General features: G+C 32.5%; 13 protein-coding genes and 1 pseudogene. 5 read left to right on the top strand and 9 right to left on the bottom strand.

Annotated features, from left to right (window positions below):
- Positions 1-2 precede the first annotated feature (2 nt).
- The 4 genes from surA to sppA are packed head-to-tail and all read left to right on the top strand — an operon-like array spanning position 3 to position 4,811.
- Positions 3-1,319: a peptidylprolyl isomerase SurA gene (gene surA / locus A9G34_RS00655; RefSeq protein WP_065568572.1), complete on the top strand. Its 1,317-nt coding sequence runs from the start codon at positions 3-5 to the stop codon at positions 1,317-1,319.
- Complete coding sequence (gene rsmA / locus A9G34_RS00650) at positions 1,312-2,109, top strand: 16S rRNA (adenine(1518)-N(6)/adenine(1519)-N(6))-dimethyltransferase RsmA (protein WP_065568571.1); 798 nt, start codon at positions 1,312-1,314, stop codon at positions 2,107-2,109. Before surA ends, rsmA begins: the two co-directional genes overlap by 8 nt.
- 4 nt (positions 2,110-2,113) lie before the next feature.
- Positions 2,114-2,947, top strand: a complete 834-nt coding sequence (gene apaH / locus A9G34_RS00645; RefSeq protein ID WP_065568643.1) for a bis(5'-nucleosyl)-tetraphosphatase (symmetrical) ApaH — start codon at positions 2,114-2,116, stop codon at positions 2,945-2,947.
- A gap of 16 nt (positions 2,948-2,963) precedes the next feature.
- Complete coding sequence (sppA, locus tag A9G34_RS00640) at positions 2,964-4,811, top strand: signal peptide peptidase SppA (protein ID WP_065568570.1); 1,848 nt, start codon at positions 2,964-2,966, stop codon at positions 4,809-4,811.
- A 509-nt stretch (positions 4,812-5,320) separates the two neighbouring features.
- On the opposite strand, the gene A9G34_RS00635 is transcribed toward sppA, so the two are convergent.
- From A9G34_RS00635 to moaC, 4 genes are read right to left on the bottom strand one after another with little or no spacing between them, the layout of a single operon-like run.
- Positions 5,321-6,019: a Bax inhibitor-1/YccA family protein gene (locus A9G34_RS00635; RefSeq protein ID WP_034944395.1), complete on the bottom strand. Its 699-nt coding sequence runs from the start codon at positions 6,017-6,019 to the stop codon at positions 5,321-5,323.
- Positions 6,020-6,079: 60 nt separating this feature from the next.
- Complete coding sequence (moaE, locus tag A9G34_RS00630) at positions 6,080-6,523, bottom strand: molybdopterin synthase catalytic subunit MoaE (RefSeq protein ID WP_065568569.1); 444 nt, start codon at positions 6,521-6,523, stop codon at positions 6,080-6,082.
- Between the two features lies 1 nt (position 6,524).
- A complete protein-coding gene (gene moaD, locus A9G34_RS00625; RefSeq protein ID WP_034944853.1) occupies positions 6,525-6,770 on the bottom strand; it encodes a molybdopterin synthase sulfur carrier subunit in 246 nt (81 codons plus the stop codon).
- Positions 6,771-6,785: 15 nt separating this feature from the next.
- On the bottom strand, positions 6,786-7,259 hold the full coding sequence (gene moaC, locus A9G34_RS00620; RefSeq protein ID WP_034944399.1) for a cyclic pyranopterin monophosphate synthase MoaC: 474 nt from the start codon (positions 7,257-7,259) through the stop codon (positions 6,786-6,788).
- Between the two features lie 194 nt (positions 7,260-7,453).
- Here moaC and priA point away from each other — a divergent pair, with 194 nt between their 5' ends.
- Positions 7,454-9,622: a primosomal protein N' gene (gene priA, locus A9G34_RS00615; RefSeq protein WP_065568568.1), complete on the top strand. Its 2,169-nt coding sequence runs from the start codon at positions 7,454-7,456 to the stop codon at positions 9,620-9,622.
- 39 nt (positions 9,623-9,661) lie between these two features.
- Here the strand turns inward: priA and A9G34_RS00610 are convergent, their stop codons facing one another.
- From A9G34_RS00610 to clpP, 5 genes and pseudogenes are all read right to left on the bottom strand, one after another.
- Positions 9,662-9,982, bottom strand: a complete 321-nt coding sequence (locus tag A9G34_RS00610) for a ComEA family DNA-binding protein (protein WP_065568567.1) — start codon at positions 9,980-9,982, stop codon at positions 9,662-9,664.
- A gap of 152 nt (positions 9,983-10,134) precedes the next feature.
- Positions 10,135-11,988: a SurA N-terminal domain-containing protein gene (locus tag A9G34_RS00605; RefSeq protein ID WP_081295223.1), complete on the bottom strand. Its 1,854-nt coding sequence runs from the start codon at positions 11,986-11,988 to the stop codon at positions 10,135-10,137.
- Between the two features lie 208 nt (positions 11,989-12,196).
- A pseudogene (gene lon, locus A9G34_RS00600) lies at positions 12,197-14,554 on the bottom strand (endopeptidase La); the annotation flags it as partial.
- A gap of 193 nt (positions 14,555-14,747) precedes the next feature.
- On the bottom strand, positions 14,748-16,022 hold the full coding sequence (clpX, locus tag A9G34_RS00595) for an ATP-dependent protease ATP-binding subunit ClpX (protein ID WP_034944412.1): 1,275 nt from the start codon (positions 16,020-16,022) through the stop codon (positions 14,748-14,750).
- 12 nt (positions 16,023-16,034) lie between these two features.
- Positions 16,035-16,637, bottom strand: coding sequence for an ATP-dependent Clp endopeptidase proteolytic subunit ClpP (gene clpP, locus A9G34_RS00590; RefSeq protein WP_034944420.1), 603 nt, complete (start codon positions 16,635-16,637; stop codon positions 16,035-16,037).
- Between the last annotated feature and the right edge of the window lie 17 nt (positions 16,638-16,654).

Below are 16,654 nucleotides of genomic sequence, written 5' to 3'. Positions count from 1 at the left end.
ATATGAAATTATCAAAACTAATTATTGCTTTAAACTTAAGTATCAGTATTGGTATTTTTGCACCAATATCTATTATATATGCAGCACCTCGGGTTGTTGAACAAGTGGCTGCAGTTGTCAATAATAATGTCATTTTAGAAAGTGATGTTAATGAGATGTTAAAAACTATTAAAGCAAGTTCCGATAAACGAAATTTACCAGATGATAAAATACTTAGACAACAAATCATTGATCGTTTAATTACCGAAAATTTGATACTTCAAACAGCAGCTAAAGCAAAAATAACTGTTAGCGATGATGAAGTAACAGAGGCTATATCTAGAATTGCCGCTGATAACGGTTTAAATATCAATCAGTTAAGAAGCAAACTATCAACTATGGGAATTAGCTATGGTGCTTACCGAGATCGGATACATAATGAGATGCTAATCGAGCAAACACAAATGAGTGAAGTAAAGCATCGAATTAATATTTCCGAAAAAGAAGTTGAAAATTTAGTCAAAGATATATCTCAGCAACTGACTAATAATATTGACGTAAAAATTAGTCATATACTAATTGCGATCCCAGAAAATGCATCAAAACAAAAAATAGATGAAGCAAATGATAAAGCTAGAGATATCATTAATCGAGCCCAGAAAGGAGAAAATTTTGCAAAACTAGCAACTTCATATTCTAATGACACTCTAGCTTTAAAAGGTGGAGATATGGGGTGGCGTAAACTCAATGAACTACCGACAATATTTGAGGAGCGCTTAATACGAGCCCCTAAAGGAAGCATTATTGGTCCAATTCGCTCAGGTGTCGGTTTACACATTCTAAAAGTTAATGATACACGAACTGAAAAACCTAAAGCTATCACAGTTAGAGAAATTAATGCTCGTCACATTTTAATTAAAACTAATGTACTAATAACCGATGAAGTAGCTAAACAAAAATTAAATGATATTAAAAAAGCAATAGTAAATGGTACAACAACTTTTGAAGCAGCAGCTAAAACTTATTCTGAAGATCCAGGCTCTGCAGATAATGGTGGCAACCTTGGTTGGAGCGTTCCAGAACGTTATGATACTGGCTTTAAAAACGGTTTACTCAAACTAAAAAAAGGGCAAATAAGTGAACCCGTTAAATCAGCTTATGGTTGGCATTTGATTCAATTAATAGATACAAGAAAAGTAGATAGAACTGAATTAGCAAAACAAGAGCAAGCTTATCGATTAATATTTAATCGAAAATTCGCTGAAGAAGCACAAGTTTGGATTAAAGAATTAAAAGATGATGCTTATATTAAAATTAAAGGTGATGAAAAGCATGAATAGTCGTGTTCATCAAGGGCATTTTGCCCGGAAACGTTTCGGACAAAACTTTTTACATGATGACTACATTATTAAAAATATTGTTGCGACTATACAACCTAAAGCTGATCAAGCGTTAGTTGAAATTGGTCCAGGTCTTGCTGCGTTGACCATGCCAGTAAGTGAATATGTGGATCATTTAACTGTAATTGAAATAGACCGAGATTTAGCTAGCAGATTGATTGAAAACCCATATTTAAATAATAAACTAACAGTCATTGAAAAAGATGCATTAGCTTTTGATTTTAATGAACTTTCCAAGCAACTAGGTAAACCATTAAGAGTTTTTGGTAACTTACCTTATAATATATCAACTCCTTTGATATTCCATTTATTTGAATATGCAAATATTATTATGGATATGCATTTTATGCTACAAAAAGAGGTAGTTACTCGTTTAGTTGCAGCACCAAATAGTAAAGATTATGGTAGATTGAGCGTTATGGCACAATATTATTGTCATATCATTCCTGTTTTAGAAGTGCCCCCAACATCATTTAAGCCTGCACCAAAAGTTGATTCAGCAGTGGTAAAATTAATCCCTTATAAAGAAAAACCTTATTTTGTTAAAGATATTAAAATACTTTCGCGAGTGACAACTGAAGCTTTTAATCAACGTCGTAAAACTATTCGTAACAGTTTAGGCAATATGTTTACTGTGAAACAAATAACAGAATTGAATATTGATCCAACTTTACGTGCTGAAAATCTTACTGTAGAGCAATACTGTCAGCTCGCTAATGCATGGATATAATCGTATGGCAAACCTACTTATCGGCGATATTCATGGATGTTATGATGAATTTATGCGATTACTTGAGAAAGTCAATTTTTCATCATCAGATGTATTATGGTTGACCGGAGACTTGGTAGCAAGAGGCCCTAAATCACTTGAAGTTTTACGATTTGTTAAACAAAATAATCAACAGATTCGTTTAGTATTAGGTAATCATGATCTACATTTACTATCCATTTATGCTGAAATTACGTATTCTAAAAAGAAAGATAATCTTAATGATGTAATTGCAGCTCCCGACTATGATGAATTGATGAATTGGCTGCGAAAACAACCTCTTCTTCAAATAGATGAAAACTTAAAGCTCATTATGACCCATGCAGGCGTTTCACCACAATGGGATCTTGAAACACTAAAAAAATGTGCCCATGACCTAAATGTTATGTTATCAAGTGATTCTTATCCTCTTTTTCTTGATAAAATGTATGGTAACTTCCCAAATGAATGGTCATTAAATTTAAAAGGGTTTGATCGATTACGTTACGCTAGCAACGCTTTAACACGTATGCGATTTTGTTATGAAGATGGCCAGCTTGATTTCTATTACAAAAAACATCCTGACCAAGCCCCTGCAAAACTGAAACCATGGTTTTTAATGCCAAGAAAAATTCCTGATGAATATCATATTGCTTTTGGACATTGGGCTGCATTGAATGGTAAAGGAACGCCTGAAAATATTTATGCTCTTGATACAGGATGTTGTTGGGGAGGAAAATTAACATGCTTACGGTTCGAAGATAAAAAATATTTCAAAAAAAGAAACATTGAAACGAAGAATTTAGATAAACTTCTATAAAAGGATCACATTTATTATGTCTTTTTTATCTGTCATTAAATCTATTTGGAAAGTAGTCAACTTTATTAGGGAAGTCTTTCTAAACCTAGTGTTCTTAATTATCCTTATTCTCATTTTTAGTGGTATTGCATTAATTAAAGAAATACAAAAAGAAGATACTACTCCCAAACACGGTACTTTAGTTTTAGATCTTGAAGGTATTATCGTAGATAGTACACTTTACAATGATAATATCTATGCTTTACAAAATAAAATTTATGGAAAAAAGGTAAATCTTGCTCGTGAAAATAGCTTGTTCGAATTAACACAAAAAATAGATCAAGCAGCCGCTGACCCCAATATTAAAAATATGGTATTGAAATTAGATCACTTTGTTGGTGCCGATCTTAGTTCGCTACAGTATGTAGGTAAATACTTAGCTAAATTTAAAGCAAATAAAAAGCCTATTTATGCTATTGGTACAAACTTTAATCAAAGCCAATATTATTTAGCAAGCTATGCCGATAAAATCGCTTTGACACCACAAGGAGCCGTTAATTTATATGGTTTTGCTGCAAATAATCTGTATTATAAAACATTACTGGATAATTTAAAAATTAATACTCATGTTTTCCGTGTCGGTACCTACAAATCAGCTATTGAGCCATTTATCCGAGATGATATGTCGGAAGAAGCAAAAAGTAACACTACCCATTGGTTGACACTTATGTGGAATAATTATCTAAATGATATATCTAAAGAACGAAAAAAAGCTACAACACAATTAGTTCCACCTTCTAATATTATGTTATCAGAATTAAAAGCAGTTAATGGCAGTATGAGCCAGTATGCTTTATCAAATGGCTTAGTCGATGTTGTAACATCAAATTATGAATTTGAGAAAAATTTCTTTGAATCCGTTATTCAAAAAGAAGATTTGCCTGAAATTAGTATTTATGATTACAAACTAAAAGCTGAAAACAAGCCAATTAATAAAAACATCACAAAACCACTTATATCTGTAGTCTTTGTCAATGGCGCTATTGCTGAAGGTGAAAATAATAGCAATATTGCAGGAAGCCAAGAAATAGTTACACAATTAAAAAATATTCGTGAAAACATTAATACTCAAAATATTCAAGCTGTTGTTCTGCGAGTAAATAGCCCCGGCGGAAGTGTTGATGCCTCTGAAGCTATACGTAGTGAGTTAGAATCATTACGTGATTATCAAGTTCCTGTTGTTGTTTCAATGGGCGGAATGGCGGCTTCCGGAGGATATTGGATTTCAACAGCTGCCGATTATATTGTTGCTAGTCCAAATACTATAACTGGCTCTATTGGTATTTTTGGTATTATTCCAACATTTGAAAATTCACTTTCGTACATTGGTGTTCATAGCGATGGTGTATCAACATCCCCATTAGCAAATAATAATTTTGCTAAAAATTTACCAGATGAAATGAAGCAACTTATTCAAATGAATATTGATAACGGTTATAGCACGTTTATCTCTTTGGTAGCAAAAGCACGAAACATGACAATAGAGCAAGTCGATAAAATAGGACAAGGCCAAGTATGGTTAGGCGCGGAAGCTTACAGAAATGGTTTAGTCGATAAATTAGGAGACTTTGATGATGCTATTGAAATGGCTGCGTCGCTAGCTAATCTTACTGATTACAGAATTGACTGGCAAAAACCTGAAACAAACTGGTTTAATGCTTTTTATTCAGACATGATTGCTATGTTACCTAAATCAACAGCAGAAGTTTTGTTTGAAAAATTACCTAGCGTTAAACAAATCCAACAAAAAGCATCTTTATGGGATAAATTTTCTGATAAGCAAAATCGTTATATTTATTGTTTAAACTGTGCAGATGTGCATTAATACTATTCAATTTTAGCCACCTTTTTGGTGGCTTAATTGATCTCTTTTTGCTATTTTGATAAAAATAACACATATTATTTATCAGATCATGGATGTATGGATAACACACTGTTTCGTCAATTTCATAATTATATGAGTCCATATAATGGTTAATACCCATACGATTAACAAGATAAATATTACTCAGTTCGAATAGCGTAAGAATTATAATTTGAAATCAATAACCAATTTCTATCTTTTATTGGGTTAAATAAAATAATCCCTTATATCATCTCCATAAACATATAATACTTCATTAATGATGGTATTACATCTTCATGATTTGTTAATTTATGGCGATTAACCTAAAGCTTTTTAGATTGTGCTCCCCACAATAATAAAAAGGCCTTTTTGTTTGTCAGTAATTACTATCTAAAATTTTAAAAAATAGCACATCTAGGTAAAATTCTAATAGAAAATTGGCAAAAAAAAAGCTCTATATAGAGCCTTTTAATATTATTAATATATGGTTATCGACGATCTGCAAAAACTCTTAATAACATAATGAATAAATTTATGAAATCAAGATAAAGTGTCAATGCACCCAAAATGACAAAACGTCTAAATACATTCTGATCGTCTTGAGGTAAATCTTGACCAAATTCTTTAAGTTTTTGAGTATCGTAAGCTGTCAAACCAGCAAAAACAAATACGCCAATATAAGTCACAGCCCACATTAATGGAGCGCTTTGCAAAAATATGTTAACTAAAGATGCAATAACAATACCGATTAGTCCCATAAATAAGAAACGCCCAAAACCTGATAAATCTCGTTTTGTGGTATAACCATAAAAAGCCAAAGCACCAAACATCCCTGCAGTAATAAAAAAGACGCTTGCAATTGAAGATGAAGTATAAACTATAAAGTAAATAGAAAAAGTACATCCATTTAAAACTGAATAAATCATAAATAATGTGGTTGCTGCAGCTCCCGACAAACGATTAATAAAACCAGAAATAACAAAAACTAATCCTAGTTCAGCAATCAACAGAACCCACATACCTCGATACAAAATTTCCAAAAGCTGTATACTATTAGATGCATACCATGCTACCAAGGCTGTTAAAAGTAAACCAACTGTCATCCAACCATAAACATGGCTCATATACGTTTGTACACGGCTATTAGATTGTTCAATAATTGAACCGTTAGGGGTGTAACTCGTCATTCCATACCTCTCGAATTAAATGTATAACAAAAACTATCACTATTATATATTAAATAATAATTAATACCATTTTTTCAATGATTCTATATCCGATTTTTTTGCATCAATCCATACGTCACCATTTTCTGTTCGTTCTTTCTTCCAAAATGGAGCTTGATTTTTTAATACGTCCATAATAAATTCAGCTGCTGCAAATGCATCAGATCGATGCGCACTACTCACACCAACAAATACAATTTGTTCATTAACACTGATCTCACCAATTCGATGAATAACGGCAATACGACTCAATTGCCATCTTTCTCTAGCTTGAGAAATAATATTAGTTAAAACTTTCTCTGTCATTCCTGCATAATGTTCTAAAAAAAGGCTCAACATATGTTTTTCAAAACAGCGAACTTTTCCCATAAAGGTTACCACGGCTCCATCTTGTGACAATTCAGAAAGCCAATCAATTAATTTTTCAGTATAAATCGGTTCATTACTAACTTTAATGATATCCATATCATCCGCCTGTTACTGGAGGAAAAAAAGCGATTTCATCACTAGATTGAATAATATAATCAAAATCAACAATACATTGATTTACAGCACATAATACTGTTCTTTCTTTTAATGCTAATGACCATTTATCACCAAGTTTACTTAACCGCTCAATCAGAAGGGAAACCGAGAGTTGATCTGCATCTAACGTAACTTTATCAATACCCACTAATTCTCTAATCTGAGCAAAAAAAATGACATTATTCATTTTATCTCTATACATTTATTCGGCGATAAAATCACCGGATTTACCACCTGTTTTGTTTAATAATCTTACTTGCTTAATTACTATATCTTTTTGAATTGCTTTGCACATATCATAAATAGTCAAAGCAGCAACAGATGCAGCAACTAAAGCCTCCATTTCAACGCCTGTTTGTCCATTTAAACGGCAAATTGACTGAATTATAACACATTGTTTAGTAATATCAGCTTGAATATTAACCTCAATTTTAGTCAATAATAATGGATGGCAAAGCGGAATAAGCTCCCAAGTTTTTTTGGCTGCCTGAATTCCAGCGATTCTTGCAGTTGCAAAAACGTCTCCTTTATGATGTTTTCCTTCAATAATCATATTAATTGTTTCAGCATTCATTATTACTAACGATTCAGCCCTTGCTTCTCTCGTAGTTATTTGTTTATCTGAAATATCAACCATATGAGCATCACCGCGCTGATTAATATGTGAAAATGACACTGGTATTTTGTTCCTTTTAAAATGATCATTCAATCCATACAATCAAGATAACAAATTTTACAAGTAGATACCACCTTTCTATTAATTAGAAATTTTCAACAAAGATTTAAAAAAGTTAATTGGGACAGCCACTTTGCGAGTTAAGCAAAAACTGCGTACAATATAGCTTTCTTTAGTTATATTGTGATAGTTTAATGTTTATCGCTCATATTGCTTTACCTTTACCACTTTACCAGCTTTTTGATTATCAATTAATGACACCTGCAGAAGTCGGAATGCGGGTAAAGGTTCCTTTTGGAAAACGAGATGCAATAGGCATTATTGTTAGTATTGACCAACACACTAATTTTGATATTAAAAATTTGAAAAAAATTACCGCTATTATTGATACTGTTCCTCTTTTTACACCTTCAATATGGCAGCTATTAAATTGGGCAGCAAGCTATTATCATTATCCTATCGGTGAAGTACTATTTCACGCTATGCCAACTTTATTGAGACAGGGGCGCCAAGCGGCTAAAGATGAAATCAAACATTGGCAATTAACCGAATTGGGACAACAATTTGATTTAGCGTTATTAAAACGTGCCCCCAAACAACAATTATTACTTTCATCCTTAAAAAATAATACTGTGCAGGAAAATCATTTTGGTGCAACTATTTATTATGAATTACATAAAAAAAAATTAATTCAACAAATCAGTTACCGACCTGATAGCGTTAAATGGCAAATTAATTTCTCAGTAAATTGTAGTCCAATTCAGTTAAACAAAGAGCAATCTTATGCAATTAATACAATCAATGAACAAACTGACCAATTTGGTGTTTTTTTATTAGAAGGAGTAACAGGCTCGGGAAAAACGGAAGTTTATTTAAATATCCTAGCTAATGTATTATCAACAGGCAAACAAGCATTAGTGCTCGTACCAGAAATTAGCCTAACACCACAAACGATTGAGCGTTTTAAACAACGTTTTAACGCACCTATAGACATTTTGCATTCTGGTTTAACTGACAAAGAAAGGCTTAGGGTCTGGCTACAAAGTAAAAATGATGAAAATGCAATTATAGTTGGTACTCGGTCTTCACTTTTTAGCCCATTCAAAAATTTGGGAATGATTATTATCGATGAAGAACATGATAGCTCTTATAAACAACAAGAAGGATGGCGTTATCATGCTCGAGATTTAGCTATCATGCGTGCTAAAATTGAAAATATTCCAATTTTATTAGGCTCAGCAACACCATCACTTGAAACACTAAAAAATGCTCAAAATCATAAATACCAATTATTACAACTTACTGAAAGAGCAGGTAATGCATCTCTTGCCAAGCAGTCAATTTTAGATATTCGCGGACTACCGCTTATAGCTGGGCTATCACAATCTTTAGTTGACCAAGTAAAAAAACATTTATCTAATAATAATCAAGTAATGTTATTTCTAAATCGTCGAGGGTTTTCACCACAATTACTTTGTCATGACTGTGGTTGGATTGCTGAATGCCCCCGTTGCGAACATCCTTATACTTATCATCAAAAGCAACATAAATTAAGTTGTCATCATTGTGATACCCCGAGATCAGTCCCTGAGCAATGCCCTAAATGTGGATCAACTCATTTAATACCAATAGGCGTAGGAACTGAACAACTTGAAAAACAGCTTGAAATTCTATTTCCTAATATCAAAATTAGCCGTATTGATCGTGACACAGTAAGTAAAAAAGGAGCTTTAAACAATTATTTGTATAATATTCAACAAGGTGGAGCTCATATTTTAGTGGGAACACAAATTTTAGCCAAAGGTCACCATTTTCCGGAAGTCACTTTAGTCGGAATTATTGATGTTGATGGCGCTCTATTTTCAAGTGATTTTCGAGCAACTGAACGATTTGCGCAACTCTACACTCAAGTTTCAGGAAGAGCCGGACGTGAAGCAAAAGCAGGAGAAGTGATTTTACAAACATATCATCCGGATCATCCATTACTTAATATATTATTAACAAAAGGCTATCGAGCATTCGCTAATGCAACTTTACAAGAACGGCAACAAACACAATTACCCCCTTTTAGTTATCAAGTACTGATTCGTGCAGCAGATCGTAATAATTGCTATGCACCTACATTTTTACAACGAATTCATGAATGGCTAAAAGAAAATGGTGCTCCAGAATTATGGCAGCTTGGTCCTATTCCTGCCAATCAACCTAAAAAAGCAGACTACAATCGTTGGCAATTGCTTTTACAACATACTAATCGTCAATTGTTGCAAAAAATATTAAATCAACTCGTTATCGAAATTGGAAAATGGAGTGAAATATCAAAAGTAAGATGGAATATTGATATTGATCCTATCGATAATTAATATTGATTATCCACCGAAAATAATCGGTGGATAATCAAATTATAATGTTATTTTTCCAGCATTTTTGTCCAATGTAGCCTGACCAATACCGGAGACCTCCTTAAGTTGCTCAATTGATACAAATGCACCAAATTTTTCACGATATTCAATAATCTTACGAGCCTTGTTAATACCAATTCCTGTTAGAGCTTTTGTTAACTCCTCAGCGGTAGCAGTGTTAACATTTACCTGAATAACTTGTTTTTGTTCTTGTTTCACAGACTCTTGTTTAATCGTTTCTGTAACTGATGAATCAGCGAAACTCAAAGATGAAAAAGTAATACTAAATAAAAAAATAAATAATAGTGAAAAAAGTTTCATTTAATTAACCTCTAAAATAATTACGCAAGTAAATTTGCTTTATCACTATCTCACCTAATTAAGCAAAAAAATTTTAAATATGCGAAAAATGAGAAAAGCCACCAAGGTGGCTTTTCTTTTTCATCCAATTTTACTTTATTATTCGAGATATATCACAAATTAGCATCTGGCATAATTTCAATCTTAGCTTTAGAGCGAATATCATTGATTAAAAAGTAATAAGTGCTTTCATTAATGAAAGGGAGCAATTCAGACGAAATATCTCTCTTTAATTCTGGATTTTTGAATTTTGTTAATGCCATAATATAAGCATTCTTATAATCTAAATATTCAACACCATAAACACGCTTGTTAGTTGCTGAGGGTACCAAATCAAAAACCATGCGAACTACTTTCGGATCAAATTCTTTAGATTCTCTACTCAAATTATAATTTTGAGTAAATTGTATATGTTCAGATTTCCCTTTTTCATTTAATTCAGTCATAAAACTATCTACAGTAGATTTAAAACGGCTCTTAGCTATATCATCATACAGCTTTTTATTGATGATATCTTGAACTTCAGCAAACTGAGCAATACCATCAGATTTATAGTCAATAACTTGTATTACAAAATCTTTAACATTAATATCGTTTCCAACAGGAATCATATCAGAAACTTTATTTGTTGCCTTCCCATTAGCAACCATTTCATTACTAAACGCAACATCTCTAACTTCAGGATAACGCAAAATAGAATCGTTATTATTGTAATAGGTCCAGTCTGATTCTTTTAGCTCTAATCCTACTTCTTTAGCTACTACCTCTAAATCATTTGGATTGTTACTAAGTGCAGACTTAATCTTATTTTCTGTATTTATGAAAGCTTTCTCTGCTTTTTCATTTTGTAGTTTAGTTTTGATTTTATTTTTTACATCATCAAAATCTGTTACTTTTGATTTTTTTAAATCATCTAATTTAACAATTAGATAACCACTTTCAACTTGTATAGGTTTTGAAATTTCGCCGATTCGGTGTAAATTGGCATCTTTAAATGCTTGTGGTAAAGAGTCATCATCAGCAAACCAACCTAGTGAACCATTTTTACCGTAAGGTGATATTTCACTACTTTGGTTCATATTCTTTATGACATCAGTAAAATCAATGCCAGATGAAAGATCTTTTATAATATTATTGGCTTGTTGATTATCAGCTGTAAAAATGACACTAAAAGCTTTTTTGGCAGGGAATGTGTAATCTTTAATATTATTATTAAACTCTCGTTTTACTTCTTCATCACTAACGGAGATTGAGTCAAAATAATCTTCCTTATTATTAGCAATATACTTAAATTTTACCCTTTCCTTCCTAAAAAATTCATTCTGATGTTCATCATAATATTTTTGTTCATCTTCTGTTGATATTTTCACATCATTCATACTAACTATAGAAGAGTTTATTGTAGCAGCATAAACTGTTCTTGTTTGATCTTTTAATAATGATATTTCAGAATCAACTGGTAATACAAAACTACTGTCAACTAGCGCACCAATCAATTGTTGTTGTTGTAGCAATGCTCTTAAAGATTCAGCATATTTATCTGGAGTATAGTTATTAGCAGAAAGTAAATCTAAATACTTTTTATTATTAAATTTACCATTTTCAAAAAAGACAGGTTGTTTTCTGATATAATTTTTTATTTGATCATTAGAAATAATAGTATTAACTTCCTTTGACAATTTATAAACTAGAGCATTATTTACTTGATAAGACAATATATTACGGCGAAGTTGCTTAATAAAAGCACTATCTCCTCCTGCATTGGCGGTTTGGGCTTTAGCTTGAGCTTCAAACTCTGCTCGACTAATTCCTTCACCATCTACTTTTGCAATATATTTCTGTTCATCATGTGAACTACCACCAAACCCTAAATAACCGACACCGGTAAAGATAAAACTAATAATGATTACTGCAAAAATAATTTTAACAGCAATATTATTTGCCGCATTTCGGATTGTTTCCATCATTTCTTGCGATTCTCCATAAAAAGAAAGTTGAATTTCGCAAGTATAGCATATTTAACTAAATTGGCTATTATAGGAATGTTAAAGGATAAAAAAAGATCAACATTAAGCTGATCTTTTTATAATAAAATAATCAATTTAAACGAGTAGATACGCCAACATTATTTTTTACCTTTTTGATTGTTTTTTTAGCAGTTTGCTTTAATGATACTTTTTCAGCTACTGGCTCTATACCAAATGGATTGTTTTGTAAAGCAATAGTAATTACCTCATCAATCCATTTGACGGGACGAATATCAATTTCTGCTTTAACATTATCTGGTATTTCTTCCAAATCTTTAATATTATCAATTGGAATAAGTGCAATTTTAATTCCACCTCGATGCGCAGCTAGTAACTTCTCTTTTAGCCCACCTATTGGTAAAACTTCTCCACGTAATGTTATCTCACCAGTCATAGCAACATCAGAACGAACAGGATTACCAGTTAACGTTGAAATGAGTGAAGTACACATTGCAATACCTGCACTTGGTCCGTCTTTTGGAGTTGCCCCATCAGGTACATGCACATGGATATCACGTTTTTCGTAAAAATCGCTATTTATACCTAATTTTTCTGCACGAGCCCGTACAACAGTTAATGCCGTTTGAATAGACTCTTGCATCACATCACCGAGTGATCCTGTATAAGTTAATTTACCTTTACCTGGCACACTGGCAGATTCAATAGTTAGTAAGTCTCCACCTACTTCTGTCCAAGCAAGGCCAACCACTTCTCCAATACGATTTTCATTATTTGTTTTACCATAATCAAAGCGCTGCACACCTAAGTAATCTTTAAGATTATCTTGAGTAATTATCACTTTTTTCAACTTATTATCCAAAGCTAATTGTTTAACAACTTTACGACAAATTTTTGCAATTTCTCTCTCTAAGCTTCGAACCCCTGCTTCTCGAGTATAATAACGAATAATGCCGATAATAGCAGAATCTTCAATACTAATTTCTTTTTGCTTCAAACCGTTATTTTCAAGTTGTTTTGTAATTAAATGCTGTTTGGCAATATTCAACTTTTCATCTTCTGTATAACCAGAAAGGCGAATAACCTCCATACGATCCAATAATGGCGCAGGAATATTCATTGAATTTGCTGTAGCAACAAACATTACATCGGATAAATCGTAATCAACTTCTAAATAGTGATCACTAAAAGCATTATTTTGCTCAGGATCAAGTACTTCTAATAAAGCTGATGCGGGATCCCCTCGCATATCAGATGCCATTTTGTCAATTTCATCTAATAAGAATAATGGATTTTTAACCCCGACTTTAACCATTCGTTGAATTAATTTTCCCGGCATAGAACCAATATATGTACGTCTGTGCCCACGAATTTCAGCTTCATCACGTACTCCCCCTAACGCCATTCGAACATATTGGCGGCCTGTTGCTTTAGCAATTGATTGACCAAGTGAAGTTTTACCAACACCTGGAGGTCCAACTAAACATAAAATTGGACCTTTAACTTTATTTACTCGACCTTGTACTGCTAAGTACTCTAAAATCCGGTCTTTTACTCTTTCAAGGCCATAATGATCTTTATCTAATACTTTTTTTGCACCTTCTATACTTTTCTTGACTTTACTACGCTTATACCAAGGCACTTGTATCATCCAATCTATATAACCACGCACAACAGTTGCCTCAGCTGACATTGCTGGCATCATTCTCAATTTATTTAGTTCTGCCAAGGCTTTATCTGTTGCTTCTTGAGGCATTTTTGCTTTAGTAATTTTATTTTTTAATTCTTCATATTCATCAGGTTTATTATCTATATCACCTAACTCTTTATGAATTGCTTTGATTTGTTCGTTAAGATAATATTCTTTCTGTGCTTTTTCCATTTGTTGTTTAACACGTTGCCGAATATTTTTTTCAACTTGTAACAAATCGATCTCAGCTTCCATCATTGCAATAAGCAATTCAAACCGTTTTTCAAGATCAGCTGTTATTAAAATTTGCTGCTTTTGTTCAACCTTCAAAAATAAAGTTGCAGCAATCGAATCAGATAATTGTGAAGGTTCTTTAATTAATCTAATGGAATCAACTACTTCTTGGGTAATTTTTTTATTAAGTTTTGAATATTCTTCGAAATTAGATAGCACTACACGAATTAATGCTTCATTTAAATCCTCTGGATTTTTCTTTTCTCTAAGAGGTTTAATATTTGCTATTAAAAAATCATCTTCATCTTGTTCAACAATATCCAAAATTTTAGCACGCTCAACCCCTTCAACTAAAACTTTCACAGTTCCGTCTGGTAATTGAAGTAATTGCAAAATATTAGCCACAGTGCCGATTTCATATAAATCATCAACATCAGGGTCATCTTGAGATGGGTTTTTTTGTGTCACAAGAAAGACTTGTTTATCCATTTCCATTGCACTTTCAAGGCAACGTATTGATTTATTTCGTCCGACAAAGAGAGGAATTACCATATGAGGGAACACGACAACATCGCGTAATGGTAAAATAGGCATAATCATTTGTTTAGTTTGTTTTGTTTTCATTTTTTTCTCTCTAGTAGTACAACCCCATTTGATAGATATTGGGATCGTTTTAAGGTATTCAAGCCTATTTTTTATTGTTTATAATATGTATTATCCTTAAAACATGGTTGATAAAATCATTCAGAATTTTAATGTTAAATTTCATTATTTATTCTTTACTTACTGCTAACAAAATAGCAGCAAGTAGAGGTATCTAACCAGTAAGTTCTGTATCATTACGATAGACTAATTTTGGTGCTTGAGATTTTTCTACTGTATCTTGTTCAACAACGACTTGTTTAATACTGTTCATTGAAGGCAAATCATACATAGTATCAAGTAAAATATTTTCTACTATTGAACGTAAACCTCGTGCACCAGTTTTACGTTTCATCGCTTTTATTGCTATAGCATCTAATGATTCTTTAGAAAACTCAAGATCAACACCATCCAGTTCAAATAATGCTTGATATTGCTTAGTTAAAGCATTTTTAGGCTCAGTTAAAATACTAATTAATGCTTCCTTGTCCAATTCAGAAAGAGTACCAATAACAGGTAGCCGACCAATAAATTCTGGAATTAATCCAAATTTAACTAAGTCTTCAGCTTCTATCTTAGCTAATAATTCAGATTCAGAAGCCCTTTGTTTAGTACTTTTTACTTCAGCACCAAAACCTATTCCAGTATTAGTTGAAACACGATTTTCAATTACCTTGTCTAACCCACTAAAAGCACCACCGCAAATAAAAAGGATTTTTGAGGTATCAACTTGTAAAAATTCTTGTTGAGGGTGTTTACGACCGCCTTTAGGGGGAACTGAAGCAATAGTTCCTTCAATAATCTTTAACAAAGCCTGTTGAACACCTTCTCCTGATACATCTCTTGTAATAGATGGATTATCTGATTTTCGAGTTATTTTATCGATTTCATCGACATAAATAATCCCACGTTGCGCTTTTTCCACATCATAATCACAATTTTGCAGTAATTTCTGAATAATATTTTCAACATCTTCACCAACGTAACCCGCTTCAGTTAATGTTGTGGCATCAGTCATTGCAAAAGGTACATCTAAAAACCGAGCTAATGTCTCTGCCAATAATGTTTTACCACTACCAGTAGGACCAATTAATAAAATATTACTCTTACCTAACTCGACATCCTTACTGCTAGTATAATTACGTAAACGCTTATAGTGATTATAAACAGCAACAGATAAAACTTTCTTTGCATAATCTTGACCAATAACATATTCATCAAGATGTGCTCGAATTTCATGTGGTGTTGGCAATGGCTTATTGATGAACTCTTCATGTGAAAGAAAGCTTTTTGTTTCTTCTTTTAAAATATCATTACATAATCCGACACATTCGTTACAGATATATATAGATGCTGGTCCAGCAATCAGTTTACGAACTTCATGTTCACTTTTACCACAAAAAGTACAATAGAGTAATTTTTCTGAACTTTCTTTATTCACTTTTACCACCTACCTATATTTTTAAGATCGTTTGTTATATATGGCATCAACCAAGCCATATTCAACTGCTTTTTCAGCAGACATAAAATTATCACGATCAGTATCTTTTTCAATTACACTAATATCTTGTCCTGTATGTAACGATAAAATATTATTTAATCGACTTTTAACCTGTAAAATTTCTTGAGCATGAATTTGAATATCAGAAGCCTGTCCTTGAAAACCACCTAATGGTTGATGAATCATTACACGAGCATTAGGCAAACAATAACGCTTCCCTTTAGTTCCAGCAGTTAAAAGTAAGGAACCCATTGAACAAGCCTGACCAAGACAAATTGTACTTACATCTGGCTTAATAAATTGCATTGTGTCATAAATAGCCATACCTGCTGTCACTACACCACCAGGTGAGTTAATATATAAATAAATATCTTTTTCTGGATTTTCAGCTTCTAAAAATAGCATTTGAGCGATAACAAGGTTAGCCATATTATCTTCGACCTGACCAGTTAAGAAAATAATGCGCTCTTTTAATAACCTTGAATAAATATCATAAGCTCGCTCACCACGAGAACTCTGCTCAACAACCATTGGGATAACACTCATGTATGGTTCTAAAGACATTTTTATCTCCTATTTAA

It is taken from the genome of Gilliamella sp. Choc4-2, from assembly GCF_001690355.1.
Classification (GTDB): Bacteria; Pseudomonadota; Gammaproteobacteria; order Enterobacterales; family Orbaceae; genus Gilliamella; species Gilliamella apicola_A.
Note: the sequence above shows the minus strand (reverse complement) of the source record. Positions and strands in the feature narration are given on the sequence as shown.